Annotated in this window: 16 protein-coding genes; 13 read left to right on the top strand and 3 right to left on the bottom strand. The window is 35.9% G+C overall.

Annotated features, from left to right (window positions below):
* Positions 1 to 97: 97 nt before the first annotated feature.
* Complete coding sequence (gene alr, locus Bra60_RS04060) at positions 98 to 1,219, bottom strand: alanine racemase (RefSeq protein ID WP_078688697.1); 1,122 nt, start codon at positions 1,217 to 1,219, stop codon at positions 98 to 100.
* Between the two features lie 1,068 nt (positions 1,220 to 2,287).
* On the bottom strand, positions 2,288 to 4,402 hold the full coding sequence (locus tag Bra60_RS04050; protein ID WP_078698092.1) for a lytic transglycosylase domain-containing protein: 2,115 nt from the start codon (positions 4,400 to 4,402) through the stop codon (positions 2,288 to 2,290).
* A 238-nt stretch (positions 4,403 to 4,640) separates the two neighbouring features.
* Between Bra60_RS04050 and dapA the strand changes: the two genes are divergently transcribed.
* Together dapA and smpB are read left to right on the top strand one after the other, a co-directional pair.
* Positions 4,641 to 5,525 (top strand): 4-hydroxy-tetrahydrodipicolinate synthase, encoded by an 885-nt coding sequence (dapA, locus tag Bra60_RS04045; RefSeq protein ID WP_078698091.1) that lies wholly within the window; start codon positions 4,641 to 4,643, stop codon positions 5,523 to 5,525.
* Between the two features lie 18 nt (positions 5,526 to 5,543).
* Entirely contained in the window at positions 5,544 to 6,023 is a 480-nt protein-coding gene (gene smpB / locus Bra60_RS04040) for an SsrA-binding protein SmpB (RefSeq protein ID WP_035007204.1), read from the top strand.
* A gap of 36 nt (positions 6,024 to 6,059) precedes the next feature.
* Here the strand turns inward: smpB and Bra60_RS04035 are convergent, their stop codons facing one another.
* Entirely contained in the window at positions 6,060 to 6,728 is a 669-nt protein-coding gene (locus Bra60_RS04035) for a uracil-DNA glycosylase (RefSeq protein ID WP_078688694.1), read from the bottom strand.
* An 830-nt stretch (positions 6,729 to 7,558) separates the two neighbouring features.
* On the opposite strand from Bra60_RS04035, the gene rpoZ reads away from it, so the two are divergent.
* The 11 genes from rpoZ to panB all read left to right on the top strand — a co-directional run bounded on the left by rpoZ (position 7,559) and on the right by panB (position 16,902).
* Positions 7,559 to 7,957: a DNA-directed RNA polymerase subunit omega gene (rpoZ, locus tag Bra60_RS04030; RefSeq protein WP_078688693.1), complete on the top strand. Its 399-nt coding sequence runs from the start codon at positions 7,559 to 7,561 to the stop codon at positions 7,955 to 7,957.
* A gap of 115 nt (positions 7,958 to 8,072) precedes the next feature.
* Positions 8,073 to 10,301, top strand: coding sequence for a RelA/SpoT family protein (locus Bra60_RS04025; RefSeq protein WP_078688692.1), 2,229 nt, complete (start codon positions 8,073 to 8,075; stop codon positions 10,299 to 10,301).
* 12 nt (positions 10,302 to 10,313) lie between these two features.
* Positions 10,314 to 10,892 carry an orotate phosphoribosyltransferase gene (pyrE, locus tag Bra60_RS04020; protein ID WP_078688691.1) on the top strand — a complete coding sequence of 193 codons (579 nt, stop codon included), beginning with the start codon at positions 10,314 to 10,316 and terminating at the stop codon, positions 10,890 to 10,892.
* 88 nt (positions 10,893 to 10,980) lie between these two features.
* On the top strand, positions 10,981 to 11,574 hold the full coding sequence (locus tag Bra60_RS04015) for a DUF2062 domain-containing protein (protein WP_078688690.1): 594 nt from the start codon (positions 10,981 to 10,983) through the stop codon (positions 11,572 to 11,574).
* 5 nt (positions 11,575 to 11,579) lie between these two features.
* Positions 11,580 to 11,981 (top strand): holo-ACP synthase, encoded by a 402-nt coding sequence (gene acpS / locus Bra60_RS04010; protein WP_078688689.1) that lies wholly within the window; start codon positions 11,580 to 11,582, stop codon positions 11,979 to 11,981.
* 79 nt (positions 11,982 to 12,060) lie between these two features.
* Entirely contained in the window at positions 12,061 to 12,843 is a 783-nt protein-coding gene (lepB, locus tag Bra60_RS04005) for a signal peptidase I (protein WP_078688688.1), read from the top strand.
* 14 nt (positions 12,844 to 12,857) lie between these two features.
* Positions 12,858 to 13,541 (top strand): ribonuclease III, encoded by a 684-nt coding sequence (rnc, locus tag Bra60_RS04000; protein WP_078688687.1) that lies wholly within the window; start codon positions 12,858 to 12,860, stop codon positions 13,539 to 13,541.
* Between the two features lie 15 nt (positions 13,542 to 13,556).
* On the top strand, positions 13,557 to 14,459 hold the full coding sequence (gene era, locus Bra60_RS03995; RefSeq protein WP_078673850.1) for a GTPase Era: 903 nt from the start codon (positions 13,557 to 13,559) through the stop codon (positions 14,457 to 14,459).
* A 4-nt stretch (positions 14,460 to 14,463) separates the two neighbouring features.
* Positions 14,464 to 15,210, top strand: a complete 747-nt coding sequence (recO, locus tag Bra60_RS03990; protein ID WP_078688686.1) for a DNA repair protein RecO — start codon at positions 14,464 to 14,466, stop codon at positions 15,208 to 15,210.
* Between the two features lie 19 nt (positions 15,211 to 15,229).
* Positions 15,230 to 16,090 carry a pantoate--beta-alanine ligase gene (gene panC / locus Bra60_RS03985; protein ID WP_078688685.1) on the top strand — a complete coding sequence of 287 codons (861 nt, stop codon included), beginning with the start codon at positions 15,230 to 15,232 and terminating at the stop codon, positions 16,088 to 16,090.
* Positions 16,087 to 16,902, top strand: a complete 816-nt coding sequence (panB, locus tag Bra60_RS03980) for a 3-methyl-2-oxobutanoate hydroxymethyltransferase (RefSeq protein ID WP_078688684.1) — start codon at positions 16,087 to 16,089, stop codon at positions 16,900 to 16,902. Before panC ends, panB begins: the two co-directional genes overlap by 4 nt.
* Positions 16,903 to 17,040: the final 138 nt, after the last annotated feature.

The following is a 17,040-nucleotide window of genomic DNA, read 5'->3' as shown; positions in this document are numbered from 1 at the left end:
TCTATATCAAGCCTGTGGAGTTGGATATAATTTGTTTCGATTTTTGTTTAAGGCTGATCATGGCTATCTTAGATTCATTTTATGAGAATTCGAAGATTTAAATGTAAATACGTTTATAACGAGAACCAAGAGAAGTAAGAATTTCGTAAGGAATAGTCCCTGCATCTGCAGCAACATTTTCGACAGTTTGATGTTTTCCAATAAGTTCTACCCAATCACCACGTTTTGGTTTTTCATGCTTAAGATTGGTTGCATCAACAATAATAGAATCCATAGAGATTTGTCCAATGATGGGTAGTTTGTGTTGGTTGAAATAAACGGAACCTTTGTTAGAAAGGTTTCGTAGCCAGCCATCGGCATAACCAATAGAAATGGTGGTAAGAATGCTGGGCTTTTGAGTGATGAAACTTCCCCCATAACCTACAGGAGTTCCCGCTTCAGTGCAGCGGCTTTGAATAACTTGAGCCTTAAGTTTTAAAACAGATTTAAGAGATGTGGGATGTTTTTGATGGGGATCAATTCCATAAAGTCCAATACCTGGGCGAACAAGATCAAAATAAAAGTCTGGGTCAAGAAAGATTCCTCCAGAATTAGCAAGTGAAGCTTTACAGGCAGGAAGTTGTGCAAGTGCTTTTTTCATAGCGTTTTTTTGTTCGCAATTGGATGTGTGTGTTGCATTGTCTCCATTAGCAAGATGGCTGATAATGTATTTTATGTCTGCTATTTCGAAGAGAGTAGGATTTTGGATCAACCATTGTAGCTCTCCTTGATCGAGCCCTAGTCGATTCATATTAGTATCAATTTGAATGATTGCTGGAAATTTTTTACCATTTTTTTGACAATGCATTTGCCAGTTTTCAATTTCATTCCGAGAATTAAGAACAGGGACAATACCAGTTTGAGTCACGAATTCTTCTGCAGTAGGGGGAATACCATTCAGAAGGATAAGGGTAACATTATTTGGTAAAATAGCTTTTAATTGGAGTGCTTCTTTAAGATGGGCAATAAAAAAAGTGCGGCAACCAGCTTGATAAAGTGCAGGGGCAATTTTTTCAGCTCCTAGCCCATAGGCATCAGCTTTTACAACAGCTGAACATTCTACAGGAGCAACACGTTGGACTAAGGTTTTATAATTAGCAATAATTGCACCAATATCAATAGTTGCTATGGCAGTATAGGGTAGTATTGCATTTTCTTCATAACCAACAAACTTGTCCATTTTGTAATCCTATCTCTATATAATAAGATACAAATTCCCTTTTAGTTATTATTCTTATAACTGTGCCTATGATACACAAAAACGCGAATATTATTTTTACTTTAAAATATATAAGTGCTGAAAGCAATTAGTGAAGTGAGAGATGCAATTTTGATACAATGAATGGAGTGTTATTTTCTTTGAATGATAGCTCCTACTGGAATAATGTTTTTTCATTTTAATTTTTCTTTTTGAAGCAAACAAAACCATTTATCTAAACGTCATAAGAAAAAAGAATAGATGATAAATTATTTGAGAAGGAATTTTACGATACCTTTTAGGAGACATCTACATAAGAAAGAAGTTGTAATGTTAGTGAGTGAATAAAAATATAGAAGTAATGATGGTATTGGTTTTTTGCTTTATAAATATAAAGGTAAAGATGGTGGCAATTCGGTTGAGCTTGTATTATATTTTCAGTGGACGATGATAAGAAATGAGTTGGGGAGAAAGTATAAATATCTTTTAAAACGGATTCGTAAATTAATTGTAGACTATTTTTTCGTAAGGAATATGATCCTATTAAAGGATGAAAAAAGTATGAAGTTATTGTTAATCTTCATTATTTTAAATGTATTGCTTTAGACAATTTTGAAAGACGGAAAGTTGATTTAAACAAGTAATAAAGCTGGACATTGGTGTTACTTTAATTATGCTCTTTTCAAATTGTTATCTCTTTATTGTAGAGATAAGCTAATTAGTGTATTTAACGTTTTCATTTCAGTCTATTCTATATAAAACTGGGATAGCAGTGAAAATTTGAAACTATCTCAATGTGTCATTGCATGAGAGGTAGATACTTAATTTACAGGTAAGAGCTAAAGTATGCTTTTCAAATTAGGCTAATAATGTAATAAAAGATATCACCATTATAAACTAAAGTGATATTCTGATTTTTATTAAATGCTTCAAAAGCAATAACATATATGGTTTTACAGATGCTTATTTAAAAGGCATTTACATAACTTCGTTATACCGTATCCTACAATAAAAGATAAGAAGAGGATCTATTTTGAAATAGACGAGAGTCTATGACTTCCTGTAGCCAGCAATGAGATCAGATTTGATATCTGTGGTTCCAATGAGACGCGCTTTGTAAACTTCATAATTTTCTATAACACGCATCACATAGTTACGCGTTTCTGTATAGGGGATACGTTCGATCCAGTCGACAACGTTATCAAGAGATTGTCCTCTAGGATCACCGTAACGTTCTATCCATTCATTTGCGCGACGGAAGCCTGCATTATAGCTGATAAAAGCCAATATATAAGATCCGTTAAAACGCTCTAATTGTTCACTTAAAAAATGAGCACCTAATATAGTATTATAATTGACATCACTACTAAATTTTTTGTGAGACCACGCAATTGAATGTTTGTTAGCTAATGCTTTTGCTGTGGTAGGTAACAATTGTAACATACCTTGGGCTCCAGCTTTTGATATAGCGACAGGATTAAATTCGCTTTCTTGGCGTGCAATGGCATAGATGAGTGCCTTTTTTGTTGCAGAAAAGTTGATGGATGTTGGAATAGCCCCGATAGGATGGGAAAGAGCGCTGACGGTCTTACCTTGAACAACAGCAGTTTTACCGATTTTGAGGCTGGTATAATAGTCGCCACTTTTTTCTGACATAACAGCTAAAAGAGCTAATTCACCAGGATTGTCTATTGTTGTGCTGAGCTCTTTATAAAAAATTTTAGCGAGATTAGCATAGCCAGCAGCTTCAAGCCTTTGGATAACTTGAACACCTTTTCGTGCACTAAAACTTTGCCGCTCATTCATTGTTGGCTTAGGAAAATGAATTTCAAGTTTTTTTTCGTTAAGTCGAGAGGCTGCTAATTGACCATAATAAGTTGTACCAAAATGAGCAGCGCGCTGAAAATAATGTTGAGCATTTTTATATTCACCTAAGGCTTCTGCTGTTCGCCCCATCCAATAATAGCCACGGGATGTTGAGAGAGGAGAAGAGGAGAGTTGAAGGATATGCATAAAGTGATGCATTGCTGTCTTGGGGCTATGAAGAAATCGAAGTGCATACCATCCCGCGTGAAACGCAGCATCAATTTTAAATGAGGGTGTTCCTCCAATATGAGCTGAAACAAGTTGATAAGCGATTTTAGGCTTGTTTAAATCAAGCATTTCACGAGAAAGAACACGTCGTTCTATCCACCATGCATCAGGGTTAATAAGATTTATCGGATCTCGTGGTGCTTGCATCATGAGTTGTGCAGCAGTTTCATATTGTCCAGTTCGTCGAAAATAACGAATTTTAGCAAATTGTAAAAGAGGATCTTTCTTCCATGATTGATCAACAGCTTTTAGTTTTTGTGCGGCTTGAGGTTCATTTTTTTCAACAGCAGCAAAAGCATTAAAGAGAGATTGGGCATGGGCTAATTTTGCAATTCGCTGAGCTGAATCAATACGATTTGCATAAAGCATAATCTTCATACGTTTCAGATGATCAGAGGGTTTTAATGCAGTGCTTGCATTTTTAAGAATAAGATCTTCTTCTTGAGCGTTGAGCTGTACTGTATGCCACCACGGTGCAATAATTTGTCGTGCACGGGTGGTTTGTCCAGTTATGATAAGGACTTTGGCAAGTGCAGCCATTCCTTGTACAGTGAGGGGAGAATGGTGAGTAAATTTTTGAATAATCGCTTGTGTAGAATTGTTTTCATTAATGAAAGCACGTTCAGCATTGCGTTTCATTATATTCATACCTGGCCAACCTTTTAATTCATTGATGGCCCTTAATATTTCAGAGCTTGGTATATTCGTTTGATATGATGTGTTGATTGCCCATGTTAAAATATGGCGATCAAGACTGTTTTGAGGCATTGTATTGCGAAGCGCTATTGTTTTCATAATATCTTTGTTTGAAAGAGTATCTAAGCCGAATTTAAGCTGGTTATTTTTAGTAATCTTAATTTTTGTTGGGATATTATTCTTTATAGGATGATTAGCCTCAAAAGATTTTTTAAGTTTTTCTATGGTGATAGAAGAGTGAGGATGAACCAAGGGAATTGGTCCGTTTTGTGGTAGAAAAACTGTTTGTGCTGAGGCATTTGAGAGTAAAATGATAGTTGCCAATTTGAGTATAATAAAGATTGATACAAAATAGTGAACAGAGACTATATACATTGATGAAAGACCTTTAGATCTTGCTTTTTAGGTAATACTTTATAAATTTTAAAAGAGAAGCATGAACGACATGTTAACAACTTAGTTGTGTTTTTAGGAAATGTTCAGCATACAGAAATTATAAATTAATATTGTAAGATCTTTATGAAATTCAACTTGCTTCAGCTATAGAGCAAGACTATGTTATTATAATAAGGTGGTTATTAAAAATAAAATTTAATATTATCAGGAGTTTATTATGCTCAAGGGAGCACTAACTGCATTGATTACACCATTTAATGAAGATGGTGTTATTGATGAAAAGTCATTTTGCAATTTTATTGAATGGCAAATCGGGCAAGGTATTCATGGTGTGAGTCCCGTTGGGACAACAGGCGAGTCAGCAACTTTAAGTCATGAAGAACATAAGCGAGTTGTAGAATTATGCGTTAAACAAGTTTCTAAGCGTGTTCCTGTTGTTGCAGGGGCGGGGTCAAATAGCACGGATGAGGCTGTCGAGCTTGCACAGCATGCAGAGAAAGTAGGTGCAGATGCAGTTTTAGTAGTAACTCCTTATTATAATAAGCCTAATCAAAAGGGATTATATGCTCACTTTTCTGCTATTGCGAAAGCTATTTCTATTCCTATTGTGATTTATAATATTCCTGGGCGATCTGTTATTGATCTCACTATAGAAACTATGAAAAATCTTTGTCAGGATTTTAAAAATATCGTTGGTATTAAGGATGCAACAGGTAAAATTGAGCGGGTAAGTGAACAACGAGAAAAATGTGGTAAGAATTTTATACAGCTTTCCGGTGATGATAAAACAGCATTAGGCTTTAATGCACATGGAGGTGTAGGGTGTATTTCAGTTGTATCTAATGTTGCTCCAAAGCTTTGTTCAGAGCTTTATACTGCTTGCCATCGTGGTGATTATAATACAGCATTAGAATTAAATGATCGTTTAATGCCCCTTAATTGTGCAATATTTATTGAACCAAATCCAGCGGGTATTAAATATGCTGCTGCAAAATTGGGAATTTGTAGGGATACTGTTCGTTTACCGATTGTTCCATTAGACAATACTACAAAGAGGATTATTGATGCTGCTTTGCAATATGCAGGTCTTCTTAAAGAATAAAATTATGTTGAAATAGCTATGAACAACAAAAAAAAGACAGCATCAATACGAAAAGTTATTGCCGATAATCGTAAAGCACGTTTCAATTTTGAAATTCTTGATACTCTTGAGGTCGGTATTGTTCTTCAAGGAACAGAGGTTAAGTCTTTACGTTCCAATCATGCCAATATTTCTGAAAGTTATGCTAGCTTTGAGAAGGGAGAGTTATGGTTGATTAATTCTCATATTCCTGAATATACGCAAGCGAATCGTTTTAATCATGATGCACGTCGTTTGCGTAAATTATTACTTTCAAAGCGTGAAATGGCGCGTTTCTTTAATGCAATTTCTCGTGAGGGTATGACAATTACTCCACTTAAACTTTATTTTAATGAACGGGGGCGTGTTAAATTGGAAATTGCTTTAGCACGTGGTAAAAAACTTCACGATAAACGTGAAACAGAAAAAAAACGAGATTGGGAGCGTGAAAAGGCACGACTTTTTAGAAAGTATGGATAATGGAAAAGAAATTTCCATATCTTCGTTAGAAAGATTTCAACATTGATTTAAATAGGTTTTTGCAGCTTCGAAGATTTGATAAAACATAGTATCTGTTAAACGGCCGGTATTAGTATTATAGCGTGAACAGTGATAGCTTGAAAAAATACGTAATCTACCAATATCACTAATTTTTCCATGACCAAAAGGGTGTGCTGAGGTTTTTGCGTTTAAAGCTCGTAGAGTGGAGTTATGCGCAATGCTGCCAAGAGTAATGATGGCTTTTAGCTGAGGAAGATTTGTTAAAAGAGGTGAAAAAAAATGTCGACAAGTGTTGATTTCAGTGCCAGTGGGTTTATTCTCTGGTGGAACACAACGTACTGAATTAACAATTGCAGTATCGATGAGCTCTAGGGAATCATCTGATCTTTCTGCAAAAGTACCTTGAGCAAAACCAAACTTTTTTAATGTTGAATAAAGAAGGTATCCAGCATAATCGCCTGTGAAAGGACGTCCAGTTCGGTTTGCTCCGCGTAATCCAGGAGCAAGTCCAACAATTAGAAGGCGTGTTGTTGCAGCCCCTTTATGAGGGAAAAATGGACTAACAGGTGCATTATGCCAGTGAGGTTCTTTAATACGCCAGTCAGCGATAAAGTTATTTAGGCGAGGACACAAATTACAATTTGGAGGTGGTTCTGGGCACAATGATGTTAATTTACTGTTCATGGATTGCAGGTACCAATTATATTTTATCAAAAGTCTTTTAAGCTATTTTATTTGATATTCAGTCGAGTATATTTTTGTAAACAGCTTTATAATATGCATACAGAGATTTTTTCACAATATGATTAGATGAATTTGTTGCTGATTGTGTTATAGAGAGAATATGTATTGCTATGATTAGTTGTAATGTATTGACTATACATTACCAAAAGAATTTAAAGTTTTTTCTTTTTTTAAGGGGGATATGTTATTTTCTTAATTACAGAAACTTAATTTTTTGCATAGTGATGGATTAAAAAACTATATTTTTTAAAGATGCTTGTTTTAAAGATGCTTGTGGATTAGGTATATTTAGTTTGTCGGTGGAGGAAGGTTCGGATATTTATGCCAAATAGCCTTATAATATAGTGCTTTATAATTAATAAGTTGATTAAGGCTTTGTTCTCTGCAGTTGGTTTTTCAGCTGTAATATACTACCAGTTTTCATTTATATCTGAATAAATCTTTATGGTTGTAGAAAGAAAAAATACAGCACAATGCCGTTTATATTGTAATTTTTTTGATGAATGCGCTTACTTTTTTGTGTGATCCATTTTCTTTAACTATGAATAATTACTGTGTTATTAGAATGCAATAGTTTAAGATTGTTTTATTTCCAAACGCTTATAGATCTTAGTGTTTTTATAAACCTAAATTTTTTTCAAGAGTTTTGCTATAGTGCTATAGTTGGAAAAAATAATAAGGTGTGTATTGTTTTTCTTGTTTTTTGTTTTGATTATTGTATATATTCTAACGTAATTGTTAATTTTTGAACCTTGAAGAAAGGGACATAAATGGCCCGTGTAACAGTAGAAGATTGTATTGATAAGGTTGATAATCGCTTTGAGTTGGTGCTTTTAGCTGGGCATCGGGCTCGCCAGATTTCAGAAGGTGCACAGATTACAATTGATCGTGATAATGATAAAAATCCAGTTGTTGCTTTACGTGAAATAGCAGATGAAACTTTGTCTCCTGCTGATTTGAAAGAAGATCTTATTCACTCTTTACAAAAGCATGTAGAAGTTGATGAGCCAGAAGGAACAATGGAGTTTATTTCTCACTCGGGCGAATCCAGAGATATTTTGGGCTCTTCATCAGAAGAAAACACTGGTTCATTTGATTATATGTCAGAAGAAGAGCTTTTGGCAGGTATTGAGAGCTTAGTTGTGCCAGAGAAAAGTGATGATTATTAATCATCATATTTTATTGAAAAAGTAATGCATAGATTATCATTTGGTAGATTTGTTTTTTCTTTATTCGTAGGGTATTTAATAATAATTTAATTACAAAATTTCTGAGGATATCTATATGATGCGTCAGTGTGAGCTGGTTGAGCGTGTACGGCGTTACAAGCCTGACGTAAATGCGGATTTATTAAATAAGGCCTATGTTTATGCAATGCAGAAGCACGGTCATCAAAGGCGTGCTTCAGGTGATCTTTATTTTTCTCATCCTTTAGAAGTTGCTTCTATCTTAACGGATATGCACTTAGATGAAGCAACAATTGCTGTTGCTCTTTTGCATGATACAATTGAAGATACAAATGCTACAAGAGAAGAAATTGATCAACTGTTTGGACCTGAAATTGGTAAATTAGTTGAAGGGCTTACAAAGCTTAATAAGCTTGATCTCGTATCGAAGAAAGCTGTGCAAGCGGAAAATCTTCGTAAGCTTCTTATTGCTATTTCTGATGATATTCGTGTTCTTTTGGTTAAATTAGCAGATCGTCTTCATAATATGCGTACCCTTGATGTCATGCGTGATGATAAGCGTCGGTGGATTGCTGAAGAGACAATGGATATTTATGCGCCGCTTGCTGGTCGTATGGGGATGCAAGATATGCGTGAAGAGCTAGAGGATCTTTCTTTTTTTTATTTAAATCCAGAGGGTTATCGTACTATTAATGATAGGCTTTCTGAATTATTAGTGCGCAATCGCGATTTGCTTTCCACAATTGAAAAAGAATTGACAAAACTTTTTTTGAAAAACGGTATTAAAGCCAATGTTAAAAGTCGTCAGAAAAAATCTTATTCAGTTTTTCGTAAAATGGAAAGCAAAACCTTATCTTTTGAACAATTATCTGATATCTTTGGGTTTCGTGTAATTGTTGAGAGCGTAGATGATTGTTATCGCGCTCTTGGTATTATACACACTACATGGCCGATGGTTCCTGGGCGTTTTAAGGACTATATTTCTATCCCTAAACAAAATGATTATCGTTCAATTCATACAACAATTGTTGGGCCTTCAGGGCAACGCATTGAATTACAAATTAGAACTAGTGCAATGGATAGGATTGCTGAATATGGCGTTGCGGCACATGCCATTTATAAAGATCACGGTTCTGATTATTCATCATCACGCTTATCAAGTGAGACTAATGCTTATGCATGGTTGCGTCAAACAATTCAATCTTTGGCAGATGGCCATAATCCAGAAGAGTTTCTAGAATATACAAAGCTTGAGCTTTTTCATGATCAGGTTTTCTGTTTTACGCCGAAAGGGCAGTTAATTGCATTTCCAAAAGGCGCTACACCCATTGACTTTGCTTATGCAGTACATACCGATATTGGTAATTCTTGCGTGGGAGTAAAAATCAATGGTCGTATTATGCCCATAATGACCAAATTAAAAAATGGTGATGAAGTTAATATTATATGTTCGCAGATTCAATCTCCACCAGCGGCGTGGGAATCCCTTGTTGTAACAGGTAAGGCACGTTCTGCAATTCGTCGAGCAACACGTTCAGCAATACATAAGCAATATTCAGGTTTGGGGTGTCGTATTCTTGAACGTTCATTTGAGTGTGCGGGAAAACAATTTTCACAAGATATGCTTAAGCAAATTTTACCGCGTTTGGCACGTAAGGACGTAAAAGATGTTTTAGCAGCTGTTGGACGTGGTGAGTTGGCTGCTATAGATGTAGTTAAAGCGGTTTATCCAAATCATCAAGACGATTCTGTGGTGAAAAAGCCATCGTTTAAGTTTAAGGAGAGAAGCTGGTTTAATATTGAAAATGCTCAAGGTATGATTTTAAAGATTCTTGAAAATAAAAAAGGAAAAGCTTCAAAGAAAGAGCGTCAATATAGAGTGTTACCTATTCAAGGCACAAAAGGCGACATTCCAATACAATTTTCTCCTGAAGGAGCTGTGCCAGGAGATCAAATTGTTGGTATTATGGAGCCAGGTGTGGGTGTTATTATTTATCCGATACAATCTTCGGCTTTAACGGCTTATGATGATCAGCCAGAACGGTGGATTGATGTCCGCTGGGATCTTGATTCTGAGATGAGTGAACGTTTTCCTACTCGAATCAATATTTTAGCTGTAAATAGTCCTGGTTCTTTGGCTGAAATTACTCAGATCATTTTTGTAAATGATGCCAATATTGAAAATTTATCTTTTGTTCGTAAGGGAACAGATTTTACAGAAATTATTATTGATCTTGAGATTTGGAATTTAAAACATTTAAATCGTATCTTTTCTCAGTTAAAAAGAGCGAGATCAGTGAATATGGTACATCGGGTTTATGGGTAAAGAGATTATGCAATGAATACACAAGATGTGATTAATATTTTCAAACAAGCAGATGCTATTTTAGAAGGGCATTTTATTTTAACATCAGGTCGTCATAGTGCTACTTATTTACAAAAGGCAAAAGTGTTTATGCATGCTGATCTTACCGAAAAGCTGTGTTATGCTTTGGCTCAAAAAATTAAGAAATATGTGAAAGAAAAAATTGACTATGTAGTTGGGCCTGCAATTGGTGGTCTCATTCCTTCGTACGAGACTTCACGTCATCTTTGCGTTCCCTCTATTTGGGTAGAGCGTGTGAATGGTATATTCCAATTACGCCGCTTTGAAATTGAAAAAGATGCGCGGGTTGTTATTGTTGAAGATATTATGACAACAGGTCTTTCTATTCGTGAGACCATTGAAGCATTGGTTGAAGCAAAAGCCAATGTGGTAGCGAGTGCGTGTATTCTTGATCGGTCTGGTGGTAAAGTTAATGTAGGAGTCCCACTCATTTCACTTGCCGAGTATGAAATTGCATCTTATGATGCTAATGCTTTGCCTCCTGAGCTTGCTGTGCTTCCGGCGATTAAGCCAGGAAGCCGAAATATTTGAATTTTATTAATTTTTCTACGAAAATACTTGATGAAATAAATCTGAATAGCATAAAATATAAGCATTATTTAGTGTGTACAAGGTATATATGAGTAACCACATATTTTTTAATTATCAGACATTGAAGAATTTTGGAAAGTGTGTTCGACGTAAGCTTAGCCTGTGTGGTTTATTTTATCGTATGCGTGAACGTATTTTACGTATATCAGCAACGCCCCATAAAGTGGCGCTGGGGTTTTCTATTGGTATTTTTGCAGCCTGTTCACCTCTTTTGGGATTGCACATCATTTTAGCAATATTTTTTTCTTGGGTTTTACGTGGCGATTTTGCTGCGGCAATTATCGGAACTGTTTTCTCTAATCCATTGACATTTTTTCTTATCATCATGGCTGATTATAAAGTCGGTCGCCTATTTTTACTGTTCTTTGGTCATGAAAGTGAAATTTCTTTTTCACAAATTCGCAATATGTTAGATGGTTTGACGTTTTCGCAAGCATGGTTATTTTTTGGGGAAACATGGAATTTGATTATGATGCCGATGTTTGTGGGTGGAATATTTTTAGGTATTATTTTTGGTAGTTTATCTTATATAGGTATTTACAGAATAATAATTCATTTTCAAAAAAAATCTCTATCAAAAGATGGTAAGAGAAAGATATTCAAAGCAAAAAAGCTTAGGTAATATTTATGATTATTGGTCTTGGCAGTGATATGGTTGATATAAGGCGAATTGAGAGGATGTTGGTTCGCTATGGTGACCGTTTTATTCAGCGTATTTTTACAGATGTTGAACAGGAAAAATCTGAAAGTCTTTGTCAGCGATCTAGTTCCTATGCTAAAAGATTTGCTGCTAAAGAAGCGTGCGCTAAAGCTTTAGGAACAGGAATTGCTTGTGGTGTTAATTGGAAAGATATGGGGGTAGTTAATTTACCATCTGGCAAACCGACTATGAGGCTAACGAATTGCGCACACGCACAGTTAAAAAAATTATTACCTCCTCATCATAAGGTGATGGTTCATCTCAGTATAACAGATGATTTTCCTTGGGCGCAGGCATTTGTTATTATAGAAGCACTTCCACGTGGATAGATTCCATGAGAGATTGTGCTTTTATTATTTGGACATTATGATTGCAAAATAAGTTTTATCTATAAAAAGGTAGTACAGGATGAAACAAGAAGAGAAAATGCAAAAAAAAGATAAAAAAAATGAAATTATTGAATTTTTTTCTGTTTTAATTCAGGCTTTATTTTTGGCTGGAATTATTCGTACACTTTTTTTTCAGCCTTTTACTATTCCTTCTGGTTCGATGCGTCCTACTTTGCTAGTGGGAGATTATCTTTTCGTTTCCAAATATGCATATGGGTATTCTCGTTTTTCTATACCTTTTTCTCCTCCTATTTTTTCGGGACGGATTTGGGCATCTCAGCCTAAGCGTGGGGATGTTTTGGTTTTTCGTTTACCTAGCAATCCGGATATTGATTATATTAAACGTGTTGTTGGATTACCCGGTGATCGTGTTCAAGTTCGTCAAAGTGTTCTCTATATTAATGATGAAGCTGTTTCACGTCAGTTTATAGGAAAGATTGATGATCCTGATGTGACAGAGGTTAATCATCCTGTTGATGTTTATCGCGAAACAATGTCTAACGGTGTAAGTTACAATACACTTAATTTAGGTTTTATCCCTCAGGTTGATGATACAAAGGTTTTTGAGGTTCCACCAGGACATTATTTTGTGATGGGTGATAATCGTGATAATTCAGATGATAGCCGTTTGAATGTAGGATATGTTCCAGATGAAAATCTTATTGGTCGAGCTAATTTGATTTTTTTCTCTATTAGTAATGGTTCGAGTGCGTGGCAGATTTGGCGTTGGCCATTTGACGTGCGTTGGAATCGTTTATTTTCTTTCATTCATACTATTCGTGACTTTCCGCTTGATAAATAAGTAGGAATTCTGTGATGGAGCATCAAATTATTGATCAGCTAGAGAAGCTGACAGGGCATAGTTTTAAAGATGCAGACAGATTAAAAAGAGCATTGACACATTCTAGTGTGCAAAGTTCAGAGCAGGGTAATTATGAAAGATTAGAGTTTTTAGGTGATCGAGTTCTTGGGCTTTTGATTGCTGAAATGCTTTATCAAATTTTTCCACAAGCAAGTGAAGGTGAATTATCCGTACGTTTGAATGGCTTGGTCAATGCACAAACATGTGCCGATATTGCATTGGAAATGGGTTTACCCGATATGGTTCATGTTGGTTGTGAAATGAAAAACTTAGAAGGTCGTCGGTTAGTTAATATTTATGCTGATGTTATTGAAGCCTTAATTGCTGTAATATATCTTGACGGAGGTTTAGAGAGCGTTCGTCCTGTCATTCAAAGATATTGGCATGATCGAGCCAAGAAGATGAATGCTGGTCGACGTGATGCTAAAACAGAATTACAGGAATGGGCTCATACACAAGATAGTGCACAACCTCATTACCAGGTCGTACAGCGTTATGGTCCAGATCATGATCCGGTTTTTATGGTGGAGGTAAGTATTTGTGGTTATGCACCTGAGATAGGGCGAGGTAGTTCTAAACGTCAAGCCGAGAGAGATGCTGCTGAAAGAATTTTGCGACGTGAAGGTATATGGAAATAGAGGGGAAACATAATCGTGAATGATCTTATTAAAACGCGTTCAGGCTTTGTTGCTCTCATTGGTGTGCCTAATGCTGGAAAGTCAACGTTAGTTAATCAGTTAGTTGGAACAAAAGTATCAATTGTAACGCATAAAGTACAAACAACGCGAACTTTAGTTCGTGGTATTGTAATTTATGATAAGACTCAAATTATTCTGATTGATACACCAGGTGTTTTTCGTCCTCATAAGCGATTGGAGCGAGCTATGGTTTCTGCTGCTTGGGGTGGCGCGAAAAATGCTGATATTCTTCTCGTTCTTATTGATGCTCAGAGTGGTTTTTCAGATGAAGTTGATGCAATGTTAGATATTTTAAAAAGTATTGAGCAGGATAAAATTCTTGTTTTGAATAAAATTGATACGGTTGTTAAATCATCTCTCTTGGCATTAACGGCTAAAGTGAATGAACGAGTGAATTTTTTACAGACATTTATGATTTCAGCTTTAAATGGTTCTGGGTGTAAGGATTTACTGCATTATCTTAGTACAATTATGCAGGAAGGGCCATGGTATTATCCAGAAGATCAAATTTCTGACATGCCTATGCGTCAGCTTGCTGCTGAAATTACGCGTGAAAAACTTTTTCTTCGTCTCCATCAAGAACTTCCTTATTCATCAACGGTTGAAACAGAAAATTGGGAAGAGTGTGCAAATGGTTCAGTTAAAATTAATCAAGTCATTTATGTAGAACGTGATAATCAGAAAAAAATTGTTTTAGGAGCGAAAGGTAGCACCATTAAAGCTATCGGTCAGGCAGCACGTAAGGAATTAATGGATATATTGGGACAGAAAGTTCATCTTTTTATATTTGTAAAAGTGCGTGATAATTGGGATGCGAACCCAGAGCGTTATCGCGAAATGGGATTAGGTTTTTTTTGATGCAATGAAGTGGAAAGAACAGGCTATTATTCTCGGTACACGCCAACATGGTGAAACAAGTGTTATTCTTGAAATTATGACACGTCAGCATGGTCGCTATATGGGAATTGTAAAAGGTGGACGTTCTCGTCGTATGGCTCCTCTTCTTCAGCCTGGAAATTTTGTTGAAGCTGAATGGTGGGCACGTTTAGATGAACATTTAGGATTATTTAGGCTTGAAGCGCTTAATTTACATGCTTCAAGATTGATCGTTTTACCAGAGGCGCTTTATTCTCTACAATTGATGGCTTTTTATTTACGTCTTCTTCCTGAGCGTGATTCTCATCCTGTTTTGTATGATATGTTATATTTTTTTATGCAAAATTTTGAGGATCCATTTATAAATGCTGAACTGCTTGTACGTTTTGAGCTTCTACTGCTTGAAGAACTTGGTTTTGGGCTTGATTTATCTTGTTGTGCTGTAACAGGCCGTCAAGAAAAACTTTATTATGTTTCTCCAAAATCGGGACGTGCTGTATGTGAAGAAATAGGACGTCCTTGGAAAGATAAGCTTTTACTTTTACCACAATTCCTTGTACAAAAAAGTGTTTATCCTGTTGATTTTAATGATATAAGCAAAGGATTAATTCTGACAAATTTTTTTTTAACACGCTATGTTTGGGAAGCGAGAGGTATAAAACAGTTGTCTTTGCGTGTTAGTTTGATACAATTGTTTGAACGGCGATTTTGTATGAAAGCATCAACATTTTGATTTTGTGAAAGTAAATAAAATGCAAATTTTAAAAACAATTGCTGGGTTGCGTCAACACCTCAGAGAGGAGAGGCGCTTAGGGCTATCAATTGGTTTTGTACCGACTATGGGGGCATTACATAATGGCCATCTTGCATTGGTACAACAGGCACGGTCAATGTGTGATCGTGTAGTGGTTTCTATATTTGTTAATCCCAAACAATTTGGTCGTCATGAGGATTTTAATGTATATCCAAGAGATCTAGAAGGGGATTGCTCTTTATTGAAAAGGGAGAATGTTGAGTATGTTTTTGCGCCTTCTATAGAAGAAATGTGGCCGTTAGGCAATGAAACAATTGTAGAAGTAGAAAACTTATCACGTATTTTGATGGGGAAATTACGTCCAGGACATTTTTGTGGTGTGACCAGTGTTGTTGCTAAGCTTTTTAATATTGTTCAACCAGATAAAGCTTTTTTTGGGGAAAAAGATTTTCAACAGCTTTTGATTATCCGTCGTATGGTTAAAGATTTGGCTTTTCCTGTTGAAATTGTCGGTGTACCTATTTTACGCGATGCAGATGGAGTTGTTAGTTCTTCACGTAACAAACTTTTGACACTAGAAGATCGCAAAGCTGCAAGGATTATTCCTGAAAGTCTTAAAGCTGTTAAGAGGCTTTATGAGCAAGGTGAACGATCCGTTGATAAATTGTGTGAAGTTGTTCGCTCTGTTTTACAAAAAGAACCACGTGCTGTGATTGAAGCAATAGATTTATGCGATCTGGAAACTTTGTGTGCGATTAAAAAGGAACTAAACAAACCTGCGGTTTTATTGCTTACCGTTTGCTTTGGTAAAGTCAGACTTATTGATCAATATATTACAATAAAAAGGCTGAAAAAATGAGGCTTCATAAAGATATAAAGCGCATTACTGCTTCTGAAATACGTTCGAGAAAAAAACAAGAACCGATTGTTGCTTTAACAGCTTATCAGGCTTATAGCGCTCGGATTGCTGATTCACATTGTGATGTGCTTTTGGTTGGTGACAGCGTTGGTATGGTTATATATGGGTTTGATACAACACTTCCTGTTAGTATGGATATGATGATTTTACATGGACAAGCTGTTGTGCGTAGTTCTAAACGTGCTCTTGTTGTTGTCGATATGCCTTTTGGTTCTTATGAGCAAAGTCCAGAGCAAGCTTTTGCTAATGCATCCCGTATTCTTGCAGAAACAGGATGTGGTGCGGTGAAGCTTGAAGGTGGTACTTATATGGCAGAAACAATTAGTTTTTTATGCAATCGTGGTATTCCAGTTATGGCGCATATTGGTCTCACACCGCAAGCGGTGAATCGTTTTGGTGGTTTTAAGACGCAAGGACGTAATGAAAGTGATTGGTTACAAATTGAAGCGGATGCTACAGCAATTGAAGCGGCAGGTGCTTTTTCTGTTGTTGTGGAAGGGGTGGTAGAGCCATTAGCGATAAAACTTACAGAGAAACTTTCTATTCCTACTATTGGTATTGGTGCTTCCAATCAGTGTGATGGGCAGATTTTGGTGATGGAAGATATGTTAGGTTATGGTGCTTATATACCTAAATTTGTACGTCGTTATGGTATTTTCGAGCAGGCGATGGATACAGCAATTAGGAATTATGCGAATGATGTCAAATCACGCGTTTTTCCAGCTGATTCAGAGGTTTACAAGCTCAAATAAATTGAGTTTAAAACGGCAGTTCTACAAAAGGGATGAAGAAATTTTTGAAGGGATTCATAGGAAGAGATACAATAGAATCTTAATGCTTCACTAAGGTAATGACCGTATGATAGAAATTTTATATTCTTTCAGTTATGA

Source organism: Bartonella sp. Raccoon60, assembly GCF_002022585.1.
Classification (GTDB): domain Bacteria; phylum Pseudomonadota; class Alphaproteobacteria; order Rhizobiales; family Rhizobiaceae; genus Bartonella; species Bartonella rochalimae.
Note: the sequence above shows the minus strand (reverse complement) of the source record. Positions and strands in the feature narration are given on the sequence as shown.